The organism is Vibrio sp. 10N.261.51.F11, assembly GCF_041471665.1.
Taxonomy (GTDB): domain Bacteria; phylum Pseudomonadota; class Gammaproteobacteria; order Enterobacterales; family Vibrionaceae; genus Vibrio; species Vibrio crassostreae_C.
Genome location: NZ_JBFROW010000018.1, coordinates 62,888 through 75,067, shown reverse-complemented (window position 1 = coordinate 75,067; position 12,180 = coordinate 62,888). Strand labels below are relative to the sequence as shown.

Below are 12,180 nucleotides of genomic sequence, written 5' to 3'. Positions count from 1 at the left end.
CTATTGGGGGTCAGTTCATTTCAGTGGCTTTTTTATTATCTGACGTTGTGTATCTTTATAATTGAATGTGACTTAACGCCCTAAGCTTCGTTTTCTGGCGCTTCTTTCTCTGCGGTCTCTTTATCAACCTGCTCTTGATCGACAATCGGCAGCACCTGTTTTACATAGTTGCCTGGCGCTTTGCCAATCACAGGATTAAGCTCTGAGCCTTGATTGAAAGGTTCGATTTTTTCGTCAGTTTCAAAACCTTGTAGCCACTGATTCCAGTGTGTCCACCAAGACCCCTCATTATGAGTCGCATTAGTTAGCCACTCATCCGCCGAGTCGTCTAGGTTGTCATTCAGCCAGAACCCGTACTTCTTCTTATCTGGATGGTTAACAATACCCGCGATATGACCAGATTCACCAAGCACGAACGTCTTGTTGCCACCGGTATTCAAGGCACCACGGTAAGTCCCCTGCCAAAGCGCGATATGATCTTCTTTCGCTGAAATGAAGTAGCTTGGTATTTTTATCTTATTGAGATCAATCCAGACACCGCCTACTTTCACGCCTTTGTCTTGAACAAGTTTATTCTCAAGGTAAAGCTCACGCAGCAAGAAATTATGGCATTTAGCTGCAACGTTAGTGCTGTCACTGTTCCAGTACAACAGATCAAACTCCATTGGGCTGCTGCCTTTTAGGTAGTTATCAATGTAGTAGTTCCAGTACAGGCTGTTTTCACGAAGCAAACTGAATGTCACGCTTAATGAACGACCATCCATGAATCCTTTAGCATCGTTCTGTTTCTCAATGGCGTTAATGATCGTTTCATTGATATATGCGCCAACCTCTCCCGGCTGAGAGAAGTCTAATAGAGTCGTAAAAAAGGTCGCAGTTTTAATGCGTTTCTTCATTCTTTTAGCAGCATAGTAAGCGACCGTTGAAGCGAGAACAGTACCACCAATGCAGTAACCTGCAGCATTGATTTGCTCTTTACCCGTGATATCTTCAATTGCCGTCACGGCTTTCGCTACGCCTTCCGTGACATAGTCACCGAACTCTAAGTCTTTTTGCGCTTCACCTGGGTTGCGCCAAGACATCATGAAGACGCTGTGCCCTTGCTCAAGCAACCAACGAACCATTGAGTTCTTTTCACGAAGGTCGAGAATGTAGTACTTATTGATGAATGGAGGAACGATCAACAAAGGCGTGGCGTTCACCTGAGGTGTTTTTGGGTAGTATTGAATAAGCTCGAACAGATCATTTTGAAAAACGACATCACCTTCCGTGTTCGCAACATCAACACCTAATCGGAAGGCATTATTGTTGGTCATACGGATCTTGAGGATATCCGCGCTCGCTTCAACGTCAGCTTGTAGCTGCTCTAGCCCATCTAGCAAGTTCTCACCATTGCGCTCAAGCGTTAGCTTCATCAACTCTGGGTTAGTCGCAATGAAGTTACTAGGAGAAAGAGCATTGATAGCCTGACGTGAAAAGAACGCCACACGTTCCTTGGTTTTCTCGTCTATGCCTTCGATTGAATTAATGGTGTCTATATAGCTTTTGCTGAATAACAAATAAGACTGCTTGATAAAGCTGTAAAACGGGTCATTTTTCCACGCTTCATCAATAAAGCGTTTATCACTGCGCTCTTCAGTAATGACGCTTTCGGTATTACCCATCAGTGCGGCATTTTGCCAAATCTTAAGTTGCTGTTCCCACCACTGGGATTGTAACTGAAGGAGAACGGCGGGTTGGTTAGCGGCTTGCTCGAAGATTTTTGACGCATCATCAAAATTCAACTCTTGCATCGCTTGATTTAGGGGAGATTGCGCGGCTTCCTTGTTTTGTTCAAAGTTTTCCCACCATTGCTGGTTTGTTTGTTGAAGTTTAACAAGGTAGTCCGAAAAGAAGTGTTGAAACATAACATGACTCCAATAATCGGAAAATCGCCACCGAGCCTCACAGTAAACACTGTGCTGACTCGATGGCGATTTTATTTATGCAGGTGTAACTGTTTTCAAGTTTTCAGTTGTTAGTGTTTCAACATCTTCTTTGAACTCTTTTGCAGCAGCTTGCATTTTTGAGCTATCACTCATCATCTGTTGAGACAATTGAGTTAGCGCTGCTAGTTGCTGGCTGTTGAACGCCGTTAGGCTAGTCACGTCTTTGATTTCAGTCACTGCTTTCATTTGCGCAAGACCCATGTTCGTGTAAGTCTGCATTGCATTCATTTGCAGTTCTGTCATCGTTTGGACGTTCTTTGCAACCAACTTGTTGAACTTTAAGTACGGTTCAAATTGCTTTTCAGTTTGGTCAGTAATTGTTTTGAAAATATCCGTGTACATAAGTAACTCCTGATGAATACATAGTTTAATAAATTTGTGTCACTATCGTTTCAGCCAACGCTCATCGATTAACTCGCGATGCTTTGAAAAGCTGATCCGATATTTAAGCTTGCTACCGATATATCAGGCTCTAACCTTCAATACCTTTTAGCAAAACAGCGGTTCCCATTCCCCCACCCACACAGAGTGAAGCAACGCCATAAGTCGTTTTCTGTTCAAGCATTTCATGGATGAGTGAAACAATAATTCGATTGCCTGAAGCACCTAAAGGATGGCCAAGCGCGATTGCACCACCATTCACATTGACCTTTGGCTTGAACTCATCAAGCGGTAAGTCATGCTGCTCTGACAATTGGTACATTACGCCAAGAGCTTGTGCTGCAAACGCTTCATTCAATTCAAACAAATCTACTTCTTCTAGAGTGAGATTCGCCTTATCAAGCGTTTTAGAAACGGCTTCTACTGGGCCTAAACCCATAATCTTTGGATCTAATCCAGACTGTGCGTAGCTCGTTAGCTCTACCAGTGGTGTCAGTCCGTATTTCGCTACTGCACTCTCTGAGGCTAAGATGATTGCACTCGCGCCATCATTGATGCCCGAAGCGTTACCTGCCGTAACAGACCCTTCACGGTCAAAAGCTGGACGAAGCTTTTGCAGACCTTCGAATGTCGCGTCTGACTTCGGATACTCATCGGTATCAAAAGTGACGGTTTGTCTGCGCTGCTTAACTTCTACAGGCACGATTTGCTCGTTAAACTTACCCGCCTCAATCGCAGCAACGGCTTTTTGTTGGCTTTCTAAGGCATAGTTATCTTGAGCTAGGCGCGAAATATTCAACGTGTTCGCGATATTTTCAGCGGTCATGCCCATGTGGTAATGATTAAACGCATCGGTTAAGCCATCACCAACCAGTAAGTCTTTCATTGAGATGTCACCCATTTTGTGACCATTACGAACGCTCGCTGGTACCACAAAAGGAATTTGTGACATCACTTCAACGCCAGCAGCAATAACCAATTCAGCATCTTGTGCTTTGATGTGCGCCGCTGCGTCCATCACTGATTTCATTCCGCTGCCGCAAATCATGTTCACGCCGTATGCTGGTGTTTCCTCAGGAAGCCCTGCATAGATGGAAGCCTGACGAGCAACCCCCATGCCTTGACCTGCCGAAATCACGTTGCCGACGATTACTTCATCAATCGCATCTAACGAAAGATCGACAGACTCAAGTGCACCTTTGATCGCAACGCCAGCCAGTTCACCCGCAGATACGTTTTTTAGCGACCCGGTAAATGCACCAATAGGAGTGCGCTTAGCCGCAACAATAAATACTTTTTCCATCATTCCAACCCCTTCAGTTTCGCCAATTACTGCATGTACAAGCCGCCATTCACAGACAATGTTTCGCCTGTAATGTACGCGCCAGATTCACTCGCTAAAAAGCCCACTGCGTCTGCAATTTCAACAGGTGTTGCTAAGCGTTTCATCGGAATTTGGTTCTTGATTGAATCCAGTACTTCAGGCTTCATTTGCTCAACCATAGGAGTTGCTGTGTAGCCAGGGGCAATCACGTTCACGGTTACGCCGCTACGAGCGCCTTCTGCAGCCAAAGCTTTAGAAAAACCAATCATTCCAGCTTTCGCTGCTGAGTAGTTAGTCTGTCCAAATTGACCTTTAAGACCATTGACGGAAGAGATGTTGATGACACGGCAGTTACCCTTTTCACACATAGGAGCGAACAAAGGTTGAGTCACGTTGAACAAACTGTTTAAGTTCGTTTCAATCACATCTTTCCACGCTTCGGCATCCATCTTTTTAAAGACGCTATCACGTGTAATACCTGCGTTATTGACTAGTACATCCACCGTGCCTTCTTCTTCTAACAACTTGCTTAAGCTCAGCGCACATTCCGCAGTATTGGTAACATCTAATTCAAACAATCTCACTTGATCTTCGGTGAATTGTTTTTCGTTAAACCAATCCAAGGCACATTGGTAATTTCCAGTAAAATAAGTCGCGATAACACGATAGCCGTCTGCAACTAATTTAGAGGAAATTGCTGAGCCGATACCGCCTTTTGACCCTGTAATTAAAGCAAGCTTTTTCATTAATGGTTCCATCCCTTACAAGCAATTAAATAACAATGATGTTAATAAGATAATGTCTTAGCTGATAATTAAACTTTACGTTTTTCTTTAATTAAACCCTACAACTCAAAATCAAAAAGTATTATTACAAATATAAAATATTTTCGTATTATGATTAAAAACTAGACTTGCATCCCAAAATTAATGAAATGTTACGAACATGTAAATTAACGCAAAGCTCTGATATTAATAAGGTTTATTTAATTTTACTTTTATCAACAAGCAGATAAGCCTTTGTTAATACGAGATAAATCTATATCTCCCAGCTTGTTTCAATAATAATGCAATGTGGGAATTTGAAATGATTGATCACGAGAATAATAACAAAACTATTATTAGAAATTAATAAATGGTTCCTAATGATTCTATATGAGCTTCAATATAATTAACGTTCTAAATGGGGACGATGAGCATTATGAATAGACAAAAAAGCCCACTCAATCTATGAGTGGGCTTAAGTAAATAGCATTAATAAATTGAGCGTGGGATCTTACTTCGTAAATATTTCATTTGTATTTACATCAAGATAAATTTTGTTTTCAAGGGACAACCCACCACAATAAATAAAATAGACATCTCGATTGCTGTACTTAACAGATTTCACCCATCCGCCTAATTCTTCAAAATCACTTGGGGCACACTCCCCCTCAGAGATCAGTTTAGCCACCGAATTACGGAATTTTTCTTGATGGATCTTGAGGTCATCAGACTTAACCAAATAGGAATCCAATATCTCTTTGCTTTCTTTTTCCGAAATAATGACTTCATCATTCGATAAGCCTGACATAGAGACCCATTCCGCCGTCTGTGGGCCGCCTTCTTTAAGGACTATATAGTCTGAGATACGTGCCCATTCGCCTTGTTTCTCGAGTACCACCACCTTTTCCCCTTTATAGAGGTAATCTGTTATCAAGCCATCAATTTCAGGTTGCTCGACCACTTCAAGCTTTCTCTCCAAAACGTAAAATTCCGTCTGCTCGGGTTCAGGCTGAAGATCCATGATGGGTACAAGCTCAGATTCAGATTGCTCGGTAGCTTCTAACGCCGGCTCTTCCGTTTTCTCTTGTGGGATTGGGTCTTTATTCATGACCAAGAAGTAGTATGCCGCTCCTCCCCCTCCGCCCAATATCAACAACACAAGTAAAGCGATCAGCGCTTTTTTCATCAAATCCACCAGCTCTTCCGTTATAGGTATGTCTCAAGTGTACATCAACTCATGCTGCTGCTCATCTATACTCTCAATAGAGCGCACGGTAAGTAGAGGAAAGTCATGAGTTTTTGGGGGAAAGTTATCATTGTAAGCGCAACTTTTAGTGCCAATGTCGCTCTAGCGAATCATTGTGACCGTGAAAACTGGCAAACACTGTTGGATCGTCAGCTCTCTTTTGAAGGTCGCTATAATCAGTACACCAAAGAGTTCAACCAAGTTCTTTCAACCTATGAGTCACAGACATTGTTATCTAAACACTTTAATGAAAAGCAGATCATTGAGCTTTGGGCAAAGTATGAAGAAAGGTTTAATGTGCAGCTCAATAGTCATATGAATACCGCGTATGACGTCTCCGAGGTTTTGCTACAACAGGCGTATGTTGTGTCTAGTGAACTTGAAGGCGCTGACTCTCTAGCGTATTCATGGCAAGCCGTCGCCAAACACTGCACCAAAGCAAGACTCCCGCGCCAGGCAGAAAGCGCAAAGGTGCACGTACAAAGCTCACAATCACTCTCCCGAGATCTCCATACACTCAGTGAAAAATTCCGTCAGCTGTCTTCAAAATACCGCAGAGAAGCGACGATGATTGATGAAGCGCGCCACATAAACCAACCAGCAAACGATGCATCAAACTGAAATCACCATTAGATTCTCTCACTCGTTCGACTGGACTTTTCCGATAAATATGCTCAATCCCATTCATAATATTCTAAGAACTCGTTAATCAAAGCTTTATCAATAGGTTGTAAAAGTAATGTGCTATCTATCAACAATGAAGTTCAATTTCCGACCAATGCAAGCGAGTATGTGAGATATTCATCACAAAATAGATTTACAAACGCCAGAAAATTGTTATCATGAATCTTCATATAACTTAATAACAAGAAACATTTTGGCTAGGTAATATGCAAAAGACTATGGCTTTCAACTGCTTGAGTAACACGGAATGGACTGCAGAGATAAGAGGTAAACTTTTATCTGTAGCTAAACACATGGAAGAGTTCGGTTCAGTAAGTGAGCTAGAGCTATGTAAGATATTTGGAGAGACAATTTGGAATGACGGCGTGGATTATCATTCACATGCTTTTTCATTCAGAATTAATGCACAAACTGGGGATTGTTCAATCTCTAACTTTAAGTATCACTAAGTTTTGCACCTATCATATACGGAGTACCTTTCACGAGGTGCTCCGTTTTTTATTGCCTGAAGCCTGACACTTAATGGATGATTTTTGATATTGACCGCGCTTCTACTTCAGGAGTAAACCATTTCGTTTTCAGCTCATTCTGCCTTCGTGTTACTGCTCAGAGTTTGGCTTAATCGGTATAAATTGGCAGTGGTGCATTGCCTTTTACTTGTCTTATCGCAAGGTGGGTATGAATATCTTTGACGTTAGAGAGCCTTTGAAGTTTTCTTGTAAATGCCTCGTAGGCCATCAAGTTCGGGCTAACCACTTCTAGCAAATAGTCATAAGCCCCAGATACAACGTGGCAACTGATCACCTCTTCCATCTCTACAACAACCGCCTCAAACTTATCTATCGACACTTCTTGGTGGTTGTTTAGGCTCACCTCAACAAACACACTCATTGCGATGCCGAGTTGTTCTCGTGACAAGCTCACACGATAACCGTCAATAATGCCCTTTTCTTCTAGCCTTTTGACTCGTCTTGCACAAGGCGAAGGTGATAAACCCACTTCATCAGCAAGTTCAGCCGTGGTTAACCTGCCATCTTTTTGTAGCAGTTCGAGAAGATGTCTATCAATTCTATCCATAGTAAATGCCAAACATTAGTTAAATCCGTTAATTATTTGGTGAATATTAGCAGAAATCATCAACGATAGTTCAAGTTAGGCCAAAACTTGCCAACCTGTGGCACAACAACTGTTCCATAATGAGTCATCACCCACTCTCCTTCAATATTATGAATCTTGGCTACTTATCTATTACTGTCACCCTACTCATTTGGGCGAGCTTTTTTCTTTCTCTTAAAGGCGGCGCAAATTCAGATTTAACACCTGCCGATATCGCTCTCACAAGATTTCTCATACCGGCTTTGGTGTTATTGCCTTTGATGTGGAAAGCACGCAGCGCAATTGCCGTCGTCCCTAAACGGTATCTAACGGGTATGTTCGTAGGTAGCGGATTGCCTTATCTGCTTGTTGCCGGAACGGCGATGCAGTTTGTACCGGTATCTCATGGCAGTGCTCTTGTTCCGGGCACGCTTCCTCTGTTCGTCACTGGAATTGCGGTACTCTTTTTTAAGCAGCCACTCAGCCGACATCGTGTTGTTGGTTTAGGTTTGGTTTTGCTCGGCATACTGTTGTTTTTAGGGAGTAGCTTAAGCAGCTTCAACTTTGAATACACCAAAGGCCATTTGTTGTTTTTATGCGGAAGCTTAATGTGGGCGACGTTTACCATCTCAGCCCGTGTCGCTAATCTTAATGCGTTAGTCAGTGCCGGTTTTATTTCTCTCTGTTCTACTTTGCTGTTACTCGTCCTAATCCTGACTGGAACCCTCCCAAGCCACCTAATGGACACACCAATCGCTAATTGGCCCTTCACGGAGCTTGCCGTTCATTCAGCAGTGCAAGGCGTTGGGGCGGGTTTAATCGCGGCGTTCACTTACCTTTATGCGGTTAATACCTTAGGGGCTGAACGCTCTGCCGCTTTTGGCAGTGCAACACCCGCAGTAGCGACCTTGTTGGCGATCCCGCTCTTTAACGAGATTCCAGATACGATGACTTGGCTCGCCCTTGGTTCTATTTGCATCGGCAGTTTGGTCGCGAGCAACATATTCATGAGAAACGACCAGTCGATGCAGTATCAACCGCCAAGCCACAGCAAAGCCTGATACTGCGTTCATACCTAAATACAGTTCCCCTAAGCATCGATTTTAGGGCTTGTAGTACACAGATAAGCCTACAAACGTAGGCTTAACTAAAATCTGCTTTTTCTGAACTCGCTTCTCCATTAAACTGTCCGACCTTTTTGCAGATCCAAGAGAACACCATGCAACGCGACTACACCTTAAATTGCTTAATCACCATGCCTCGCCATGAACTAGAAGAATTTAGTTTAAGAATGATTCATCGCCTTGTTCCTGAAGATGCAATGACGGAATTGTTTACATTCGAGCAAGAAGAAGTCACCAGCGAAGAACACATGCAATCGGCGAAATTTGACGCAATGCTTCGAATGACCGCTATCGCACTTGGTGAAGTGAACCTAGCCTTCTCAGAGTCGGATAACTCGCAACAGAACATCGAGCGAATGACTCGCCTACTGCTTTGGCACTTCTACTCAATTTCTTTCAACCTTGAAGAAGCAATCGCAATCGAAGTGCACTGTGAGAAAGTAGAAAAGATCTTAAAGAGCGCACCTAAAGATGCGTTTGGCTGGGTTAAAGAGTTAACTGAGCTGCTTCACTTCTACGCGAAAGTGAACGAAGGCAACGAAGACAACGAAGACAACGAAGACAACGAAGACAGTAAAGACGCTTAACGTTAGTTCTACGCAAGAACACATCAAGCTAAACGAAGGCAGATAGAGCTATACCGAAGGCAAGTAAAAGCTTTGCTGAAAGGAGTTCTCTGCCTTTGTTGTTTCTAGCACGCTGTGATGTAACATCAGTATCGACTGCGCGATTTTAGTGCCGATACCTAACGAGCCGTTTGGCGCTTCTTGTTCAACCTCATTATGAATCACCACCTTCACCCGTTTGGAATCCGCTTCAAAACCAACATCTAACGACACCACAGTGCCACTTGGGCTATGCCTCAATGCATTATCTAACAGGTTCAAAATCAACCTCTCAAGCAAATCACTGTCACCCACAGCCTTGATTCCATTAGGCATATGAACGTTCAACTCAACATTCTTACGGCGATACTGGCTTTGAATCGTTTCTAAACATTCGCTCATCAGCCCATTGAAATCGATTGAAGCGTATTGATATGTGGGAACAGGATTATCATTCTTGGCGCTATCTAGCAGCGAATGGAGTTGTTCAGACAACTTGTTGCCATTACGGTAAGCAACGTCAATTAACGGGTCTGATTGCGGGTTTTGAATCTTCCACGTTTCTAGATACCCCAACACACTCGACAATGGCGTTTTCAAATCATGACTGAGTTGCAATAAGCTTTGTCTGCGGTGTGATGACTGATATTCAAGTTGCAAAAATTGCTGTTGAATGTGCTTCGCCATTAACTGATACGAGCGTGCAATCGGCACCAATTCTGGTACTTGATGAATAAAGTTCGGATCCAATCGAAAATCTTGCTCTGCTTGTTGTTGTAGCTTGTTGGTTACTGCTTCTATTGGGTTTAACAGGCTACGTTTGACCAACAGATAAGCTCCAACCGCAAAACCTAAGATAGAGATCAGCATGAGCCCCGCTAGCGCGATGTATGGCGTGTCGACCTGCGAATTGGCAATCACGGTGTGACGATTACTGCCAATCAAAACGTACAGATATCCGACGGTCGAACCTAGCTCTTCAATCGCTGCTACGGAAAACACCTTACGAGCCCCGGGATTGATCGGATCTTCCCCCAGAATGGGATACGGCTCGTCGTTTAAAAACTGTTGAATAGGCGCTAAGTCTATCTGATTCGCTAACACAGTGCCTTCTGGCGCGGCATGAGTCGTAATTTTGCCCTGACTGTCGAGGAAGTAGATATCGAAATCTGGCCCTATCAACATCAAGGTGTGGAAAATGGATTTGAGCGCTTTAGGGTTGTAGTCGGTACCAATCATCAGAGGATTATCATCGCGCATATGAACGGCGAGCTCTTTGTGTAAGCTCTGTTTAGTTCTTTGTTCTATGGTCTCTTTTTGCCAATGATAGGTGTAAGCAATCACCACACTCACGAGCAGAAACCACAAACTGGTGAACAACACTAAACGCGATTTGAAACTCATGTTATCTCCTCGGTGGCGCTTGAGTCTTACTGGCCTTTAAGTAAGCTTGGGACGCTACACATAGGCTTAAGCTTTTGACTCAAACTTATAGCCAACACCCTAAACGGTTTTAATGAAATCATCATCACTATTCGGCATCGCAAGCTTGGTTCTTAGACGGTTGACTGTGCTACACACGGTATGGTGATAGCCAGAGTGATGAGTATTCCAAACATGATCGAGTAGCTCGTCTTTGCTATACACACGCCCCGGGCGAGTTGCTAAGAAATGAAGTAAGGTAAACTCGGTAGCAGTCAGCGGTACGTCTTGGTTATTGAGTGACACCTGATGGCGTTCAGGCTGAATAGTGAGCCCACCAAAATTCATAATCGATTCTGCTGTCACAACCTCTTGAGTGGCTGATTCGACATGGCTTAAACGGCGAAGCACGTTCCTCACTCTTGCTTGAAACTCGAGAACGCTGAAAGGTTTCGTTATGTAGTCATCAACACCGGCTTCTAAGCCTGACACCTTATCTAACTCAGCGTCCCTTGCGGTTAGCATAAGTACTGGCGTCCAATCCTCTTGCTGACGCAACATTCGACAGAAATCGAGTCCATCACCGTCTGGTAAGCCACGATCCAGTACGATCAAATCGAAATGACCCTCTTTATAGAGCGCCTGAGCCTTTTCAATCACATTAGCTCTGATTACGTTATGCCCTTGGAACTTAAGATGCATCTGCACCAGTTCAGCCAAGTCATCATCGTCTTCAACCAACAATATGTTTGCCATCAAATTTACCGCAGCACTATTCATGATCCCTGCTCTATTCTGAGTCCGCCCACCTTTCAATTGACCGGAACAGAGCAGGAATTCTTTCATCGTGCTTTCAACCTGTTACTGAGTTCGAGTAATGGTGATTCTTGCACCGGGGTTAAGGAAACGATGATTTGCACTTAAAGTAGAAGTCGTAAGGCCATCATCTTGGCTGATTACGCCAGAGTGAAAACTCACTATATCGGTGTCGTCTCGTGTGGTATTAAAACCTTCACCACCGCCTGCTGGTCCCGGAATGGTTGCAGCAAGCTCATCGTTCAGCTCAGTTCCCGAATCCCAAACATTCATGTTCATGGTAAAGGTATCACCCACCGCTAATGACTTGAGCGATAATCCGGATTCGCCGACAAACGCATCATTGGTGTTCACCAACATGGAAGCAACTGAGATATACCCTTCTTGATTTGGGTCGACACGAATCGACACCGTGTCTTGCTCACCTGAAAGAATCAGTCCATTGCCTGAGATGCCTTGATAAACATTGGCGTCACTGTCACTGAGCGCAAGCAATTGTGCATTACTACCCCCTTCCGCCAAGTATTCCAGATCGACAGAGGCACTTTGCCCAACTTCAAACAGATCAAAATTCGTATTGTGAGTCAACACCGCGAGTGGTGACATTGGTTGATTGGGGGTGAGGTTAGTAACACTCACATCATAGCGATAGTAATCGTCGTCATCGTCCGGACAACCCGCTAACACAGCTACTGATGCAGCGATAAATAGAATTCTAGCTTTCATACATC

At 43.7% G+C, this 12,180-nt stretch carries 13 protein-coding genes; 4 read left to right on the top strand and 9 right to left on the bottom strand.

Annotated features, from left to right (window positions below):
* Positions 1–80 precede the first annotated feature (80 nt).
* The 5 genes from phaC to AB4351_RS06855 form a co-directional block, all read right to left on the bottom strand.
* Positions 81–1,907, bottom strand: coding sequence for a class I poly(R)-hydroxyalkanoic acid synthase (gene phaC, locus AB4351_RS06875; RefSeq protein ID WP_017072236.1), 1,827 nt, complete (start codon positions 1,905–1,907; stop codon positions 81–83).
* 75 nt (positions 1,908–1,982) lie between these two features.
* Positions 1,983–2,330: a phasin family protein gene (locus AB4351_RS06870; RefSeq protein ID WP_017062616.1), complete on the bottom strand. Its 348-nt coding sequence runs from the start codon at positions 2,328–2,330 to the stop codon at positions 1,983–1,985.
* A gap of 130 nt (positions 2,331–2,460) precedes the next feature.
* Positions 2,461–3,672, bottom strand: coding sequence for an acetyl-CoA C-acetyltransferase (locus tag AB4351_RS06865; protein WP_372125453.1), 1,212 nt, complete (start codon positions 3,670–3,672; stop codon positions 2,461–2,463).
* A 26-nt stretch (positions 3,673–3,698) separates the two neighbouring features.
* Positions 3,699–4,439: an SDR family oxidoreductase gene (locus tag AB4351_RS06860; protein WP_017062618.1), complete on the bottom strand. Its 741-nt coding sequence runs from the start codon at positions 4,437–4,439 to the stop codon at positions 3,699–3,701.
* A gap of 529 nt (positions 4,440–4,968) precedes the next feature.
* The gene (locus AB4351_RS06855; protein WP_017064492.1) at positions 4,969–5,652 is read right to left on the bottom strand and encodes an SH3 domain-containing protein; all 684 of its coding nucleotides are present in this window, start codon (positions 5,650–5,652) and stop codon (positions 4,969–4,971) included.
* A gap of 96 nt (positions 5,653–5,748) precedes the next feature.
* Here AB4351_RS06855 and AB4351_RS06850 point away from each other — a divergent pair, with 96 nt between their 5' ends.
* On the top strand, positions 5,749–6,324 hold the full coding sequence (locus AB4351_RS06850) for a hypothetical protein (RefSeq protein WP_136979883.1): 576 nt from the start codon (positions 5,749–5,751) through the stop codon (positions 6,322–6,324).
* A gap of 269 nt (positions 6,325–6,593) precedes the next feature.
* On the top strand, positions 6,594–6,836 hold the full coding sequence (locus AB4351_RS06845) for a hypothetical protein (RefSeq protein WP_017062621.1): 243 nt from the start codon (positions 6,594–6,596) through the stop codon (positions 6,834–6,836).
* A 169-nt stretch (positions 6,837–7,005) separates the two neighbouring features.
* Here AB4351_RS06845 and AB4351_RS06840 read toward each other — a convergent pair whose 3' ends face one another.
* Positions 7,006–7,464 carry an Lrp/AsnC family transcriptional regulator gene (locus AB4351_RS06840; RefSeq protein WP_372125445.1) on the bottom strand — a complete coding sequence of 153 codons (459 nt, stop codon included), beginning with the start codon at positions 7,462–7,464 and terminating at the stop codon, positions 7,006–7,008.
* Between the two features lie 149 nt (positions 7,465–7,613).
* On the opposite strand from AB4351_RS06840, the gene AB4351_RS06835 reads away from it, so the two are divergent.
* Together AB4351_RS06835 and AB4351_RS06830 are read left to right on the top strand one after the other, a co-directional pair.
* Positions 7,614–8,543 (top strand): DMT family transporter, encoded by a 930-nt coding sequence (locus AB4351_RS06835; RefSeq protein WP_372125451.1) that lies wholly within the window; start codon positions 7,614–7,616, stop codon positions 8,541–8,543.
* A gap of 158 nt (positions 8,544–8,701) precedes the next feature.
* Positions 8,702–9,193, top strand: coding sequence for an exoribonuclease R (locus AB4351_RS06830; protein WP_372125442.1), 492 nt, complete (start codon positions 8,702–8,704; stop codon positions 9,191–9,193).
* Between the two features lie 48 nt (positions 9,194–9,241).
* Here AB4351_RS06830 and AB4351_RS06825 read toward each other — a convergent pair whose 3' ends face one another.
* From AB4351_RS06825 to AB4351_RS06815, 3 genes are all read right to left on the bottom strand, one after another.
* Positions 9,242–10,615, bottom strand: coding sequence for a sensor histidine kinase (locus tag AB4351_RS06825; RefSeq protein ID WP_372125439.1), 1,374 nt, complete (start codon positions 10,613–10,615; stop codon positions 9,242–9,244).
* Positions 10,616–10,714: 99 nt separating this feature from the next.
* Positions 10,715–11,413 (bottom strand): response regulator transcription factor, encoded by a 699-nt coding sequence (locus AB4351_RS06820; RefSeq protein ID WP_372125437.1) that lies wholly within the window; start codon positions 11,411–11,413, stop codon positions 10,715–10,717.
* A gap of 81 nt (positions 11,414–11,494) precedes the next feature.
* Positions 11,495–12,175 (bottom strand): spondin domain-containing protein, encoded by a 681-nt coding sequence (locus tag AB4351_RS06815; protein ID WP_017072230.1) that lies wholly within the window; start codon positions 12,173–12,175, stop codon positions 11,495–11,497.
* Between the last annotated feature and the right edge of the window lie 5 nt (positions 12,176–12,180).